The sequence below is a fragment of the Bradyrhizobium sp. USDA 223 genome (assembly GCF_044909005.1).
GTDB classification, from domain to species: Bacteria; Pseudomonadota; Alphaproteobacteria; order Rhizobiales; family Xanthobacteraceae; genus Bradyrhizobium; species Bradyrhizobium yuanmingense.
Window position 1 is genome coordinate 7,524,101 of record NZ_JBIYDR010000001.1, and the last position, 15,012, is coordinate 7,539,112.

The following is a 15,012-nucleotide window of genomic DNA, read 5'->3' on the forward strand; positions in this document are numbered from 1 at the left end:
CATGAACAGCGTCCTCCCCCTCGAGACCGCGAAACCGGCCACCCGATCCGCCCTGCCGCGCGTCGGCGTGCTCCTGATCAATCTCGGAACGCCTGATACGGCCGATGCTCCCGGCGTGCGGGTCTACCTCAAGGAGTTCCTCAGCGACGCCCGCGTCATCGAGGACCAGGGCCTGATCTGGAAGCTGGTGCTGAACGGGATCATCCTGCGCAGCCGTCCGCGCACCAAGGCGCTCGACTACCAGAAGATCTGGAACAATGAGCGGAACGAGTCGCCGCTGAAAACCATCACCCGCTCGCAAAGCGACAAGCTCGCGGCCGCCTTGTCGGACCGCGACAACGTCGTCGTCGATTGGGCGATGCGCTACGGCAATCCGTCGATCAAGTCGGGCATCGCCGCGCTGATCGCGAAGGGCTGCGAGCGTATCCTGGCCGTGCCGCTCTATCCGCAATATTCGGCCTCGACCTCGGCGACCGTCTGCGACGAAGTCTTCCGCGTGCTCGCGCAGCTGCGGAACCAGCCGACTCTGCGGGTGACGCCGCCCTACTATGACGACGAAGCCTATATCGAGGCGCTCGCCGCCTCGATCGAGGGCCATCTGGCGACGCTGTCCTTCAAGCCGGAGCTGATCGTGTCATCCTTCCACGGCATGCCGAAAGCCTATGTCGACAAGGGCGATCCCTATCAGCAGCACTGCATCGCGACGACCGAGGCGCTGCGCCGCCGGCTCGGCATGGACGAGACCAAGCTGCTGCTGACCTTCCAGTCGCGCTTCGGCAACGACGAGTGGCTGCAGCCCTATACCGACAAGACCATGGAGCGGCTTGCCAAAGAGGGCGTGCGCCGCATCGCGGTGGTGACGCCGGGCTTTTCCGCCGACTGCCTGGAGACGCTGGAGGAGATCGCGCAGGAGAACGCGGAGATCTTCAAGCACAATGGCGGCGAGCAGTTCTCCGCGATCCCCTGCCTCAACGACAGCGGACCGGGCATGGACGTGATCCGCACCCTGGTGCTGCGCGAGCTCCAGGGCTGGATCTGATGGGCGTCCCATGAACCGCCGCCGGTGCCTGGCGCTTCTTGGGATGCTCGCGGCGCTGCCGGCCCCGGCCCTGGCGCAGCAGCCGAACGCGACACGGCGGCTCGGCGTGCTCTCGGTCACGGCTGCCGACGATGCGATCGGCCAGACGCGCAGCATGGCCCTGATCGAAGCGCTCGCCGGCCAAGGCTGGAAGGAGCGCGACAATCTCAAGGTCGATTGGCGCAGCGGCGGCGGCGACCGCGCCCGCATCGCGCAGTTCGCCGACGAGCTGATCGCGCTCAAGCCCGACATCCTGCTTGCGGTCGGCACACCCTCGGTCGAAGAGCTGCGCCGGCGCACCACGACGATCCCGATCGTGTTCGCCGTCGTCACCGATCCCGTCGGCCAGGGCATTGTCGAAAACCTCGCGCATCCCGGCGGCAACCTCACAGGCTTTACCGATTACGATGGTCCGCTGGCCGGCAAATGGCTGGAGATGCTGACACAGGTCACGCCGAAGGTGTCCCGCGTTGCGGTCGTCTTCAATCCCGCCACCGCGCCATTCGCGCCCCTGATGCTGCGCACCATCGAGGATGCCGGCCGCGCGCTCCATATGACGGTCGAGCCCGCGCCGGTGCATGACGCGGCCTCGATCGCGGCGCTGGCCTCGCGCAAGTCCGATGGGCTGCTGGTCCTGCCGGACTTCTTCACCATGGCCAACCGCGCGCAACTGCTCTCGGCGATCGCACAGGCGGGCGTGCCCGCGGTGTTCTGGAGCCGCACCTTCGTCGACGAGGGTGGGCTGATGTCCTACAGCACCGACAGCGTCGAGCAGCTTCGCCGCGCCGCGGACTATATCGACCGGATCCTGAAGGGCGCACGGCCGGCCGACCTGCCGGTGCAGAATCCCACCAAGTTTGAGCTCGCGCTCAACCTGAAGGCGGCGAGAGCGCTCGGCGTCACGCTTTCCCCGGGCCTGCTTGCAATTGCGAATGACGTGATCGAATGAACCCGTCCATGACGGACGCCTCGCCCGAATTCGTTAATTTCCGCTGCTAGAGCATGAACCGGAAAAGTGTGAAGCGGTTTTCCGAAAAGATCATGCTCAAACAATAACCTAAAGCGCGATGACGATTCATCCTGATCGTATCGCGCTTTAGGCCTGCGCCCGCGCGCTTTCAAGAGCCTGTCGCAAATACATATCGCGACCGTTCTCTGCTGTGCGTCTTGTGTGGAATTGCTCCGATACCGACGTGAATTGCGACCGCTGAACCGGTAGGATCGTGATCCCGACCAATGACAGCGCCGGAAAGGGCTTTTTCCTGACTTCCTGTCCCGGCTTGGAGGAGATATGAGCGGCTTCGACATTTTCGCGATTGTTCTGGTGTTGCTCGTCATCGTCACGCTGGTCGCCGGCGTGAAGACGGTGCCGCAGGGCTATGACTGGACCATCGAGCGGTTCGGCAAATACACCCAGACGCTGAGCCCCGGGCTCAATTTGATCGTGCCCTATTTCGATCGCGTCGGGCGCAAGATCAACATGATGGAGCAGGTGATCGACATTCCCGAGCAGGAGGTGATCACCAAGGACAATGCCACCGTGACGGTGGACGGCGTCGCCTTCTATCAGGTGTTCGATGCCGCCAAGGCGAGCTACGAGGTCGCCAACCTGAACCAGGGGATTACGGTGCTCACCATGACCAACATCCGCTCGGTGATGGGCTCGATGGACCTCGACCAGGTGCTGTCGCACCGCGACGAAATCAACGAGCGCCTGCTCCGTGTGGTCGACGCCGCGGTCTCGCCCTGGGGCGTCAAGGTCAACCGCATCGAGATCAAGGACATCGTGCCGCCCGCCGACCTGGTCGAAGCCATGGGGCGGCAAATGAAGGCCGAGCGGGTCAAGCGCGCCGACATTCTCGCGGCCGAAGGCCAACGCCAGTCCGAGATCCTGCGCGCCGAGGGCGCCAAGCAGGGCCAGATCCTCCAGGCGGAAGGCCGCCGCGAGGCCGCCTTCCGCGATGCCGAGGCGCGCGAGCGGTCGGCGGAAGCCGAGGCCAAGGCCACGCAAATGGTCAGCGAGGCCATCGCCAAGGGCGATGTCGCTGCGCTAAACTATTTTATCGCCGACAAGTATATCAAGGCATTCGGGCAACTGGCCGACTCGCCGAACCAGAAGGTCATCATGCTTCCGGTCGAAGCGATGAGCATGCTGGGCTCGCTCGCCGGCATCGGCGAAATTGCGAAGGCCACGTTCGGGGAGAGCGCGGCGACCGCCGCCCGCCGCGGGGGATCGGTACCGTCGTCGGGCCCGACACCGCCGTTCGTGCCGCAGCAGTAACGGGACTATTCACAGAGGTCGTGTCATGACCGACATGTTCGTATCGCTCGGCAACTGGAACTGGCTGATCCTCGGCTTCATCCTGATGGCGCTGGAGGTGCTGGCGCCCGGCATCTTCCTGTTCTGGCTCGGGCTCGCTGCGCTGCTGGTCGGCCTGATCTCGTTCGCGGCTGCGATCTCCTGGCAGATCCAGCTCGTGATGTTCGCGATCTTCGCCGCCGCCGCCGTGCCGATCTGGCGCCGTCTCGCCAAGCCGAAGCCGGAGGCTAGTGCCAGCCCGTTCCTCAACAAGCGCAGTGAAGCCTTGCTCGGCCGTGAGTTCACGCTGGAGAAGCCGATCATCGACGGCACCGGCACCGTGCGCATCGGCGACACGGTATGGCGCGTGGCTGGGCCCGATACGCCGGCGGGCACGCGGGTGAAGGTGGTACAGGTCGACGGCGCCAACCTGACGGTCGCCGCGGCGTAGCCCCTTCTTCACCTCTCCCCGCTTGCGGGGAGAGGTCGGATTGCATCGCAGATGCAGTCCGCGTCAGGGGGTACAGGTCCCTCGAGAATCTCAAGCGTGGAGAGAGGCCCTCACCCCGACCCTCTCCCCGCAAGAACGGGGAGAGGGAGAGCGCCGTCTCACCTCCTCCATCGCTCCGCAAACCTGTGCAGCGGCATGAAGGTCTCGCACAATTCCCGGCCCAGCGGTGTCAGTCCGTAACCTCCGCCGTCGCCCAGCTCCACGAAGCCCGCCTCGCGCAGCTCGGTCAGCCGGGCCTGCAGCACCGTGGGCGAGGCCTCGTCGCAGGCGCTGCGCAGGACGCGCGAGGTGAGGGGCTCTCCGCGCAACTCCCACAGGATCCGCAAGGCCCAGCGCCGGCCGAGCAGGTCGAGCAAAGCCATGATCGGCCGCCCGGTACGCGAACCGCGGACGCTGCGTTCTGCTGTTGTCGCCCGTTTCGCCATGGTCACCTCTTGCGTCCTGCTACGGATAATGTAGCGTAATGCTACGGTAAATGTAGCAACGGAAACCGCTCATGTCCCAGCCCTCACCGCGCATCGCGCCGCTCTCGCCGCCTTATCCCCCGGACATCCAGGCGCAGTTCGACCGCATCATGCGCGGTACGCCGCCGCTGGTGCTGTTCCGGGTGATGGCGGGCCATGGCCGGGCCTGGGACAAGTTTCGCGCCGGCGGGCTGCTTGATCCGGGGCCGCTCTCGCTGCGCCAGCGTGAGATCGTCATCGACCGCACCTGTGCGCTGAACGGATGCGAATACGAATGGGGCGTGCATGTCGCAATCTTTGCCGGGCTGGCAAAGCTCACCGCGGACGAGGTGCGCGCCACGGTGCTGGGTGATACGAATTCGGCCCTTTGGTCGCCGGCCGAGCAGGCGCTGATCGCAGCCGTCGACGCGCTGCATCATCGCCCGACACTCGCGGACGAGGAGTTCGCCGCGCTGTCGACGCATTACGATGAAGCGCAGATCCTGGAAATCATGTTGCTATGCGGCTTCTATCGCACGGTGTCGTACTTGGCGAACGGGCTGCGCTTGCCGCTGGAGCAGAACGCGGCGCGGTTTCCGGCGTAGGTCTCGCAATGACGAGGGAGGCAGGTACGTGCCGCACTCTCAGTGTCATTCCGGGGCGCGCCACTTGGCGCGAGCCCGGAATCCATAGCGAGACAAACTCTGCGGCACGATGGATCCCGGGCTCATCGCTGCGCGATGCCCCGGGATGACGCGCAAACCCTACGCCACCCCCGCGCGCAGCAGATCGTGCAGATGCACGATTCCCACCACCTTGTTCGCTTCCGTCACCAGCAGCGTGGTGATCTTGCGGGTGTTCAACACCTCGATCATCTCGGTCGCGAGCATCGAGGGCGGCACGGTCTTGGGCTGCTTCGTCATGATCTCGTCGACGGTCACCGTCAGCAGGTCGGGCCGCATGTGGCGGCGCAGATCGCCGTCGGTGATGATGCCGACGGCCTCGCCCGCATCGTTGACGATGCAGACGCAGCCGAGCCCCTTCGCCGACATCTCGACCACGGCCTCCGACATCTCGGTGCCGAGTGGCTTGAGCGGAATCTCAGCGCCCGTGCGCATGTAGTCGCGGACGAATTTCAGCATCGCACCCAGCTTGCCGCCGGGGTGGAAATGCGCGAACTCCAGCGCGGTGAAGCCGCGTCCCTCCAGCAGCGCGATCGCGAGCGCATCGCCGATCGCGGCCTGCATCAGCGTCGAGGTGGTCGGCGCCAGATTGTGCGGGCAGGCCTCGCGTGCCTTCGGCAGCTCAATCACGAGATCGGCGGCCTGGCCGAGCGAGGACGAAGCGTTCGAGGTCACCGCGATCATGGGGATCGCAAAGCGCGCCGAATAGTTCACGAGGTTCTTCATCTCCGGCTGCTCGCCTGACCAGGACAGCGCCAGGATGACGTCGTCGGGCGTGATCATGCCGAGGTCGCCATGACCGGCTTCTGCGGCGTGCACGAAGAAGGAGGGCGTGCCGGTCGAGGCCAGCGTCGCGGCGATCTTGCGGCCCATATGGCCTGACTTGCCGAGCCCGGTGACGATGACGCGGCCCTTGGCATTGCGGATCAGCTCGACCGCCTTCGCGAACGGCTCGCCCAGCGGGCCGCGCAGCGCGCTAGCGAGCGCGTTGATGCCGCCGCTCTCCGTCTCCAGGGTGCGGAGCGCGGATTCGACGCTGTCAGGAATGGAGCCGGATGATTGGGTCATCAGCGGTTTCGAGCTCGGCATGGTCTGGTCCAGGGAGGAGGGGCGTTCGCCCATTGGCGCCTGCTTAGCACGCCCCGATCAGCGAGGCGACGCGCGCCCCGACGCCCTCAACCGGTCATTAACCATAATTGTTTTAACTCCATTAACGATGGTTCTCGCCAGTCGGCGGGGATGATCGAGAAAGTGTTTGATTTCGTTGGGGTAATTCCATCGTGGGGTCGTCTCCAGGCAGGGGCCGGAGCAAGGTCGCGCATTTCCTGCGCGCCGCTTTGCCGTGCCTCGCGCTGACCGCCCTCGCAAGCGGCCCGGCGGGGGCCCAGGGCCTGACGCCCGACCTGTTCAATCCCAACCGCGGCGCCTTTGCCTCGCCTGACACGCTGCCGACCCGCCGTACCGCTGGCGTGCCGCAGGCGCCCTCCGACGCCTTGCCGAGACTGCCTGATCCCAACGCCGACCCGCGCCAGCGCCAGCAGACGCCGGCGAGCTCGCGTGTCGGTCAGGTCCCGACCTACGGCCTGCCGGCCGCCACCGGCGCGAGCGGATCCGGCTATGACTCGCTCAACCGCAAGCGGCAGCAGCCCAAGCTCTATCCGGGCCAGCCGAAGCCGAAGCGCGTCGGTCCCGGCTCGCCGCCGCCACCCGCAACGCCGGCCACGACGCTCGGCCCACCGCGCATTGCGCCGCCGCCGTCCGAGACCGCGCACAAGGTGCCGGTGCCGGCGGCAATGGCGGGCAATGTGCCCGGCCAGCCGCTGCGCCGTCGTCTCAAGGCCGATGACGATCCGTTCGGCGCGGTCGGCGATTACGCCGGCAGCTTCCTGATCAAGGGCGGGCTCGAGCTCTCCGCCGGCTACGACAGCAATCCGACGCGCCTCAACAGACCGGTCGGGTCGCCGGCCTATGTCATCGCGCCCGATCTGCTCGTGGTGTCGGATTGGGAGCGCCACGCACTGGTCGCCGATCTGCGCGGCTCGTTCTCGGGCTACACCAACGACATGCCGGCGACGATCAACGGCCTCGCCTCGCCATCGCCGGTCGAGGCCAATCGGCCCGATTTCAACGGCCATGTCGACGGCCGGCTCGACGTCACCCGCGACTTCAAGCTTCTCTCGCAGCTGCGTTTGCGGCTCGCCACCGACAATCCCGGCAGCCCCAACGTGCAGGCCGGCCTGCAGCGATACCCGGTCTACGCCGCCTACGGCACGACGCTCGGCTTCGACCAGACCTTCAACCGCTTCCAGGTTGCGGCCGGCGCCACCATCGATCGCACCGCCTACACCGATTCGAAGCTCACCGACGGCTCGACCTTCAGCAACGACGACCGCAACTTCAACCAGTACGGCGGCGTCGGCCGCTTTTCCTACGACCTCAAGCCCGGCCTGAAGCCCTTCGTCGAGGTCCAGGGCGACAGGCGCGTCCACGACCAGGCGGCCGACCGCAACGGCTATTTCCGCGATTCGAACGGAGGCTATGCCAAGGTCGGCTCGTCCTTCGAGTTCTCGCGCATCCTCACCGGCGAGATCTCGGTCGGCTATTCCGCGCGCAGCTACACCGACCCGCGCCTCAGCCAGCTCGCAGGGCTTCTGACCACGGGCTCGCTGATCTGGAGCGCCAGCGGCCTCACCACGGTGAAGTTCTTCACCGACACGCAGATCTCGGAGACCACGGTCCCCGGCTCATCCGGAGTTTTGGTGCGCACCTACTCGGCCGAAGTCGACCACGACTTCCGCCGCTGGCTCACCGCGGTCGGCAAGTTCACCTATGGCACGCTCGACTACCAGGGCCAGAACCGCAACGACAAGACCTACTCGTTCGAAAGCAATTTGATTTACAAGCTCAACCGCAACATCTGGGTCAAGGGCACGCTGCGCCACGACATCCTGAATTCGAGCCAGCCGGGATCGAGCTCGCAGGGCACGGTGGTGCTGCTGGGGGTGAGGCTGCAGAATTAGAGGAAAGCCGCCATGGCCGCTCGAATTACCTTGGACATCAATTCGGCTGGCGAATTCGAGCTATGGCTTAACCCGGAAGGCCGAGACCTTCTTGTGAAGCAGCTACTGGCTCTGAGCGAAACTAACGAGCACTTTCACTTGATGCCAAGTGAAGTCCCATCGGACATTGAAGTTTCGACGCGCCCCTATCGACCGGACGATAAGATTCTCGAATACGGCAAGGTGCTGTTCCGACTTGACGAGTGGGACGCGGAGCACTTTCCGCACGTCTTGGGTTGAGGCCTGCCCTCTAACTATTCACTTCGCTGTCATGCCCCGGCTTGACCGGGGCATCCAGTACGCCGCGGCCTGTCCGCATCAAACCGGCGTCTCTGGAATACTGGATCGCCCGGTCAAAGCCGGGCGATGACACTGTTTGCTGATCTGGCGGCAGAGCAAAAACTCACCGCGGCAAATCCGTCTTCCCCATCAAAAACGTGTCGATCGACCTCGCGCACAGCCGGCCCTCGCGGATCGCCCACACCACCAGCGATTGCCCACGCCGCATGTCGCCGGCGGTGAACACGTTCGGGCGCGAGGTCTGGTAGTCCAGCGTGTTGGCCTTGACGTTGCCGCGCGGGTCGAGGTCGACCGCGAGCAGCTTCAACAGGCCCTCGTGCACGGGGTGGACGAAGCCCATCGCGAGCAGGACGAGCTCGGCATCGAGCTCGAACTCGGTGCCGGGAAGCGGCTTGAACTTGTCGTCGACGCGGACGCAGTGCAGCTTCTTGACCTGGCCGTTCTCGCCAGAGAACTTCTGGGTCAGCACGGCGTATTCGCGCACCGCGCCTTCGGCCTGGCTCGACGAAGTTCGCATCTTCAGCGGCCAGTTCGGCCAGGTCAGGGCCTTGTTCTCGCGCTCGGGGGGAGCGGGCATGATCTCGAGCTGGGTCACCGAGAGCGCGCCCTGGCGCAGCGAGGTGCCGATGCAGTCGCTGCCGGTGTCACCGCCGCCGATGACGACGACATGCTTGCCGCCGGCCAGGATCTCCTGGACGCCGCCAAGCGGCTCCTCGGAGACGCGGCGGTTCTGCTGCGGCAGGAAGTCCATGGCGTAGTGGATGCCGGCGAGCTCGCGGCCGGGGATCGGCAGGTCGCGCGGAGCTTCCGCGCCGCCGGTCAGCGCCACCGCATCGTACTCGTTGAGCATCTCGCGCGGATCGACATTGCCGTCAGCGCCGACATGGCTGTTGTAGTGGAAGGTGACGCCTTCGGCCTCCATCTGCGCCACGCGGCGGTCGATGACGCCCTTCTCCATCTTGAAGTCGGGGATGCCGTAACGCAGCAGGCCGCCGGCCTTGGCGTACTTCTCGTAGAGGTGGACGTCATGGCCGGCGCGCGCCAGCTGCTGCGCGCAGGCCATGCCGGCCGGACCCGAGCCGATGACCGCGACTTTCTTGCCGGTCTTGACGGTGGCGACTTCCGGCTTGAGCCAGCCATTGTCCCAGGCGCGGTCGACGATCGCGCATTCGATGGTCTTGATGGTGACGGGGTTGTCGTCGATGTTGAGCGTGCAGGACGCCTCGCACGGCGCCGGACAGATGCGGCCTGTGAACTCCGGGAAGTTATTGGTCGAGTGCAGGTTGCGCGAGGCCTCTTCCCAATTGCCCTGGTAGACGAGGTCGTTCCAGTCGGGGATCTGGTTGTTGACCGGGCAGCCCGGCGTGCCCGGCGCGACCGAGCCGGTGCCGTGGCAATAGGGAATGCCGCAATTCATGCAGCGCGCGGCCTGGTCGCGCACCTCCTTCTCGGAGAGCGGAACGACGAATTCCTTGTAATGCTTCACGCGCTCGGCGACCGGGGTGTACTTGCGGTCGTGCCGTTCGATTTCCAGAAAACCCGTGATCTTGCCCATTAAACCCGAAGTCCCTGCCGCTTAAATTCGTCTTGTTGTTTCCTCACCGTCATTGCGAGGAGCGAAGCGACGAAGCAATCCAGTCTGTTTCCGCGGAGAGTTTCTGGATTGCTTCGCTTCGCTCGCAATGACGAGGTGTAATGCCTTACGCCCCGATCGCGATTTTCGGCTCGGCGTCCGCGTTGGCGGCCATCTCGCGCAGTGCGCGCCGGTACTCGACCGGCATCACCTTGCGGAATTTGGGCAGCCAGTCCTTCCAATTGACAAGGATCTCGGCGGCGCGCTTGGAGCCGGTTGCCTTGGCGTGGCGCGAGATCAGGACGTGCAGCCGCTCGACGTCGGAGGCGAGCAGGTTCCTGAACACGTCGACCCGGCCATGCGCCTCGAGGTCGCCGGCATGGTGATAGGTGCCGGCGTTGATCAACTCCTCCGACAGCACCGGCTCGAGCTCGACCATGCTGAGGTTGCACAGCTTGTCGAAGTCGCCGGCCTCGTCCAGCACGTAGGCGATGCCGCCGGACATGCCGGCCGCGAAGTTGCGCCCGGTCTTGCCGAGCACGACCACGATGCCGCCGGTCATGTATTCGCAGCAATGATCGCCCGCGCCCTCGACCACGGCGACCGCGCCCGAGTTACGCACGGCGAAGCGTTCGCCGGCGATGCCGCGGAAGTAGCACTCGCCCTCAATCGCGCCGTACATCACGGTGTTGCCGACGATGATGCTTTCTTCCGGCACGATGGCCGAGTTCCTCGGCGGCTTGACGATGATCTTGCCGCCCGAGAGGCCCTTGCCGACATAGTCGTTGCCTTCACCTTCGAGCTCGAAGGTGACGCCGTGGGCGAGCCAGGCGCCGAAGGCCTGACCTGCGGTGCCCGTGAGGCTGACATGGATCGTGTCGTGCGGCAGGCCGGCATGGCCGTAGATCTTGGCGACCGCGCCGGACAGCATCGCGCCTGCGGAGCGGTTGGTGCTGTTGATGGCGGCCTCGATCTTCACCGGCGCGCCGCGATCGAGCGCTGCCTGCGCCTTCTCGATCAGCGTGCGGTCGAGCACCGCCTCCAGATGATGGTTCTGGCGCTCGGAGTGATAGATCTTCTGACCCTTCTCTTCCTTCTGCTTGACGAAGAGCTTGGAGAAGTCGAGCCCCTTGGCCTTCCAGTGCGCGACCAGCTTGGTCTGGTCGAGCAGCTGCACCTGGCCGACCATCTCGTTGAAGGTGCGGAAGCCGAGCGAAGCCATGATCTCGCGGACTTCCTCCGCGACGAAGAAGAAGTAGTTGATCACGTGCTCGGGCTGGCCGGTGAAGCGCTTGCGCAGGACAGGGTCCTGGGTCGCGACGCCGACCGGGCAGGTGTTGAGATGACACTTGCGCATCATGATACAGCCGGCCGCAATCAACGGCGCGGTAGCGAAGCCGAACTCGTCGGCGCCCAGCAACGCGCCGATCACGACGTCACGGCCGGTGCGGAAGCCGCCGTCGACCTGGACCACGATGCGGCTGCGCAGCCGCTCGCGCACCAGGGTCTGGTGGGTTTCGGCGAGGCCGATTTCCCACGGCGACCCCGCATGCTTGATCGAGGTCAGCGGCGAAGCACCCGTGCCGCCCTCGAAGCCCGCGATGGTGACATGGTCGGCGCGCGCCTTGGCAACGCCCGCGGCCACAGTGCCGACGCCGATCTCCGAGACGAGCTTGACCGAGACGTCGCCCGTCGGGTTGACGTTCTTGAGGTCGTAGATGAGCTGCGCCAGGTCCTCGATCGAGTAAATGTCGTGGTGCGGCGGCGGTGAGATCAGGCCGACGCCCGGCGTCGAGTGCCGGACTCTTGCGATGGTCGCGTCGACCTTGTGGCCGGGCAGCTGGCCGCCTTCGCCGGGCTTGGCACCCTGCGCCATCTTGATCTGCATCATGTCGGAGTTGACGAGATACTCCGTGGTGACGCCAAAGCGGCCCGAGGCGACCTGCTTGATCGCCGAACGCATGGAATCGCCGTTCGGCATCGGCTTGAAGCGGTCGGCTTCCTCGCCGCCTTCGCCGGTGTTCGACTTGCCGCCGATCCGGTTCATGGCGATCGCGAGCGTGGTGTGCGCCTCGCGCGAGATCGAGCCGAAGCTCATCGCACCCGTGGCGAAACGCTTGACGATCTCCTTGGCCGGCTCGACCTGGTCGAGCGGGATCGGCTTGCGCTTCTCTTCCTCCGCGTTCTTGATCCGGAACAGGCCGCGCAGCGTCAAAAGGCGCTCCGACTGTTCGTTCAGGATCTTGGCGAAGGCGCGGTAGCGCTCCTGCGAATTGCCGCGCGCGGCGTGCTGCAGCAGCGACACCGACTCCGCGGTCCAGGCATGGTCCTCGCCGCGGCTGCGATAGGCATATTCGCCGCCGACATCGAGCGCGGTCTTGTAGACCTGCGCCTCGCCGAACGCGTCGGCATGACGGCGCACTGCTTCTTCCGCGATCTCCCCAAGGCCGACGCCCTCGACGCGGGTATGCGTGCCGGCGAAGAACTTGGCGACGAAGTCGGCCTTGAGGCCGACCGCGTCGAAGATCTGCGCGCCGCAATAGGACTGATAGGTCGAGATGCCCATCTTGGACATCACCTTGAGCAGGCCCTTGCCGATCGACTTGATGTAGCGCTTGACGATCTCATAGTCGTCGAGCGAGCCGGGCAGGCGGTCCTTCATCGCGGTGATGGTTTCGAACGCGAGGTAGGGATTGATCGCTTCGGCGCCGTAGCCGGCAAGGCAGGCGAAGTGATGCACTTCGCGCGGCTCGCCGGATTCGACGACGAGGCCGACCGAGGTGCGCAGGCCGGTGCGGATCAGGTGATGATGCACGGCGGCGCAGGCCAGCAGCGAGGGGATCGGCACGCGGTCGGTGCCGACCATGCGGTCGGACAGGATGATGATGTTGACGCCCTCGCGCACTGCGCTTTCGGCGCGCGCGCAGAGCTCGTCCAGCACCTGGTCCATGCCCGCCGCGCCGAGGCCGGCGTGGAAGGTGGTGTCCAGCGTGCGCGACTTGAAGTGCGACTCCGCCACCTCCGAGATCGAGCGGATCTTTTCCAGGTCCGCGTCGGTCAGGATCGGCTGGCGCACTTCGAGGCGCTTGGTCGTGGCCATGCCCTGCAGGTCGAACAGGTTCGGCCGCGGCCCGATGATCGAGACGAGGCTCATCACCAGCTCTTCGCGGATCGGGTCGATCGGCGGGTTGGTGACCTGTGCGAAGTTCTGCTTGAAGTAGGTGAACAGCGGCTTGGCCTTGTCCGACAGCGCCGAGATCGGCGTGTCGTTGCCCATCGAGCCTGCGGCTTCTTCGCCCGTGGCCGCCATCGGCGTCATCAGGATGGTGATGTCTTCCTGGCTGTAGCCGAACGCCTGCTGGCGGTCGAGCAGCGACAGGTTGGAGCGCACGCCCGTGGTCGGCACCTTCGGCAGGTCTTCGAGCACGATCTGGGTCCGCTCCAGCCACTCCTTGTAGGGATGGCTGGCGGCGAGCGAAGCCTTGATCTCGTCGTCCGGGATCAGGCGGCCTTGCTCGAGGTCGACCAGCAGCATCTTGCCCGGCTGCAGCCGCCACTTGGTGATGATCTGGTCCTCAGGGATCGTCAGCACGCCCATCTCGGACGCCATGACGATGCGATCGTCCTTGGTGACGAGATAGCGCGCGGGCCTCAGGCCGTTGCGGTCGAGCGTGGCGCCGATCTGGCGGCCGTCGGTGAAGGCGATCGCGGCAGGGCCGTCCCACGGCTCCATCAGCGCGGCATGATATTCGTAGAAGGCGCGGCGCTTCTCATCCATCAAGGGATTGCCGGCCCACGCCTCCGGAATCATCATCATGACGGCGTGCGGCAGCGAGTAGCCGCCCTGCACCAGGAATTCGAGCGCGTTGTCGAAGCAGGCGGTGTCCGACTGTCCTTCATAGGAGATCGGCCAGAGCCGGTTGATGTCCTTGCCGTAGAGCTCGGAGCTGACCGAGGCCTGGCGCGCCGCCATCCAGTTGACGTTGCCGCGCAGCGTGTTGATCTCGCCGTTGTGCGCGATCATGCGGTAGGGATGCGCCAGCGACCAGGCCGGGAAGGTGTTGGTCGAAAAGCGCTGGTGCACGAGCGCGAGCGCGCTCTCGAAGTCAGCCTCGTGCAGATCGGGATAGTACTTGCCGAGCTGGTCGGCGAGGAACATGCCCTTGTAGATCACGGTGCGGCAGGACATCGAGCACGGGTAATAGCCGGCGAGGCCGCGGTCGCGGCGCTGGTAGATCGCCTGCGAGATCGACTTGCGCAGAATGTAGAGCCGGCGCTCGAACTCGTCCTCGGTCTTGGCGGTGCCGTTGCGGCCGATGAACACCTGCATGCAGGCGGGCTCGGTCGGCTTCACGGTGACGCCGAGCGAGGAATTGTCGGTCGGCACGTCGCGCCAGCCCAGCAGGGTCAGACCCTCTTCCTTGATCTGGTCGGCGACGATGCTCTTGATCACGTTGCGCCAGGCGGTGTCGCGCGGCATGAACAACGCGCCGATGGCGTACTCGCCGGGCGCCGGCAGCTTGAAGCCGAGCTCTGAGGCCTTGCGGCTGAAGAAGGCGTGCGGGATCTGCACCAGAATGCCGGCGCCGTCGCCAGCGCGCGGGTCGGCGCCGACGGCGCCGCGATGCTCGAGGTTGCAGAGGATGCTCAGCGCGTCCGAGACGATCTCGTGCGACTTCTTGCCTTTGATGTTGGCGATGAAGCCGACGCCGCAAGAATCCTTCTCCAGGCTCGGATCGTACAGGCCTTCGGCCTTGGGGCGCGAATTGTGCTCTTGAATCGGTGAGGTGATCGGATCGGTCGTTTTCGAGGCGACCGTCGCCGACAGCTCTTCTGCCACGATGTTTGCGCGCTCGAATTGCGACCCGTTCATTGTTCCTATCCTCTCCATGCGGCAAGCTGCCTCACCGCCATCTTCGGCGCACCTTGGGCGTTCCGCGGCACCCGCTCCTGGGCCACCGCTCGTCCGTTGCGAGCCGCATTTTCTTAAATTCAGGCCTCGGCGTTCTTCGTCCCCGAGAACGGCTTGGCCTGTTGCCTTCTTGGTGCTCGAGAGCACCAACTTT

General features: G+C 65.4%; 11 protein-coding genes. 7 read left to right on the forward strand and 4 right to left on the reverse strand.

Features of this window, described 5'->3' with window-relative positions:
• Position 1: 1 nt before the first annotated feature.
• The 4 genes from hemH to ABIA40_RS35060 all read left to right on the forward strand — a co-directional run bounded on the left by hemH (position 2) and on the right by ABIA40_RS35060 (position 3,828).
• Entirely contained in the window at positions 2 to 1,039 is a 1,038-nt protein-coding gene (gene hemH, locus ABIA40_RS35045) for a ferrochelatase (protein ID WP_404545797.1), read from the forward strand.
• 10 nt (positions 1,040 to 1,049) lie between these two features.
• On the forward strand, positions 1,050 to 2,027 hold the full coding sequence (locus ABIA40_RS35050; protein ID WP_404545799.1) for an ABC transporter substrate-binding protein: 978 nt from the start codon (positions 1,050 to 1,052) through the stop codon (positions 2,025 to 2,027).
• Between the two features lie 342 nt (positions 2,028 to 2,369).
• Positions 2,370 to 3,359 (forward strand): SPFH domain-containing protein, encoded by a 990-nt coding sequence (locus ABIA40_RS35055; protein WP_157282875.1) that lies wholly within the window; start codon positions 2,370 to 2,372, stop codon positions 3,357 to 3,359.
• A 25-nt stretch (positions 3,360 to 3,384) separates the two neighbouring features.
• Positions 3,385 to 3,828 (forward strand): NfeD family protein, encoded by a 444-nt coding sequence (locus ABIA40_RS35060; RefSeq protein ID WP_157282872.1) that lies wholly within the window; start codon positions 3,385 to 3,387, stop codon positions 3,826 to 3,828.
• A 158-nt stretch (positions 3,829 to 3,986) separates the two neighbouring features.
• Here the strand turns inward: ABIA40_RS35060 and ABIA40_RS35065 are convergent, their stop codons facing one another.
• Positions 3,987 to 4,313, reverse strand: coding sequence for a winged helix-turn-helix transcriptional regulator (locus ABIA40_RS35065; protein ID WP_404545802.1), 327 nt, complete (start codon positions 4,311 to 4,313; stop codon positions 3,987 to 3,989).
• Positions 4,314 to 4,384: 71 nt separating this feature from the next.
• On the opposite strand from ABIA40_RS35065, the gene ABIA40_RS35070 reads away from it, so the two are divergent.
• The gene (locus ABIA40_RS35070) at positions 4,385 to 4,936 is read left to right on the forward strand and encodes a carboxymuconolactone decarboxylase family protein (RefSeq protein WP_404545804.1); all 552 of its coding nucleotides are present in this window, start codon (positions 4,385 to 4,387) and stop codon (positions 4,934 to 4,936) included.
• 159 nt (positions 4,937 to 5,095) lie between these two features.
• On the opposite strand, the gene ABIA40_RS35075 is transcribed toward ABIA40_RS35070, so the two are convergent.
• A complete protein-coding gene (locus ABIA40_RS35075; protein WP_404546432.1) occupies positions 5,096 to 6,103 on the reverse strand; it encodes an SIS domain-containing protein in 1,008 nt (335 codons plus the stop codon).
• Positions 6,104 to 6,294: 191 nt separating this feature from the next.
• Here ABIA40_RS35075 and ABIA40_RS35080 point away from each other — a divergent pair, with 191 nt between their 5' ends.
• Complete coding sequence (locus ABIA40_RS35080) at positions 6,295 to 8,034, forward strand: outer membrane beta-barrel protein (RefSeq protein ID WP_404545806.1); 1,740 nt, start codon at positions 6,295 to 6,297, stop codon at positions 8,032 to 8,034.
• Positions 8,035 to 8,046: 12 nt separating this feature from the next.
• Positions 8,047 to 8,313: a hypothetical protein gene (locus ABIA40_RS35085; protein WP_271545717.1), complete on the forward strand. Its 267-nt coding sequence runs from the start codon at positions 8,047 to 8,049 to the stop codon at positions 8,311 to 8,313.
• Positions 8,314 to 8,476: 163 nt separating this feature from the next.
• Here the strand turns inward: ABIA40_RS35085 and ABIA40_RS35090 are convergent, their stop codons facing one another.
• Positions 8,477 to 9,928, reverse strand: a complete 1,452-nt coding sequence (locus tag ABIA40_RS35090; RefSeq protein WP_404545808.1) for a glutamate synthase subunit beta — start codon at positions 9,926 to 9,928, stop codon at positions 8,477 to 8,479.
• A 145-nt stretch (positions 9,929 to 10,073) separates the two neighbouring features.
• Positions 10,074 to 14,819, reverse strand: a complete 4,746-nt coding sequence (gene gltB / locus ABIA40_RS35095) for a glutamate synthase large subunit (RefSeq protein ID WP_404545810.1) — start codon at positions 14,817 to 14,819, stop codon at positions 10,074 to 10,076.
• Between the last annotated feature and the right edge of the window lie 193 nt (positions 14,820 to 15,012).

Excerpts from the sequence above, each read along its gene's own strand:
- hemH (WP_404545797.1), top strand. The coding sequence starts at position 2 with ATGAACAGCGTCCTCCCCCTCGAGACCGCGAAACCGGCCACCCGATCC.
- ABIA40_RS35050 (WP_404545799.1), top strand. The coding sequence starts at position 1,050 with ATGAACCGCCGCCGGTGCCTGGCGCTTCTTGGGATGCTCGCGGCGCTG.
- ABIA40_RS35055 (WP_157282875.1), top strand. The coding sequence starts at position 2,370 with ATGAGCGGCTTCGACATTTTCGCGATTGTTCTGGTGTTGCTCGTCATC.
- ABIA40_RS35060 (WP_157282872.1), top strand. The coding sequence starts at position 3,385 with ATGACCGACATGTTCGTATCGCTCGGCAACTGGAACTGGCTGATCCTC.
- ABIA40_RS35065 (WP_404545802.1), bottom strand. The coding sequence starts at position 4,313 with ATGGCGAAACGGGCGACAACAGCAGAACGCAGCGTCCGCGGTTCGCGT.
- ABIA40_RS35070 (WP_404545804.1), top strand. The coding sequence starts at position 4,385 with ATGTCCCAGCCCTCACCGCGCATCGCGCCGCTCTCGCCGCCTTATCCC.
- ABIA40_RS35075 (WP_404546432.1), bottom strand. The coding sequence starts at position 6,103 with ATGCCGAGCTCGAAACCGCTGATGACCCAATCATCCGGCTCCATTCCT.
- ABIA40_RS35085 (WP_271545717.1), top strand. The coding sequence starts at position 8,047 with ATGGCCGCTCGAATTACCTTGGACATCAATTCGGCTGGCGAATTCGAG.
- ABIA40_RS35090 (WP_404545808.1), bottom strand. The coding sequence starts at position 9,928 with ATGGGCAAGATCACGGGTTTTCTGGAAATCGAACGGCACGACCGCAAG.
- gltB (WP_404545810.1), bottom strand. The coding sequence starts at position 14,819 with ATGAACGGGTCGCAATTCGAGCGCGCAAACATCGTGGCAGAAGAGCTG.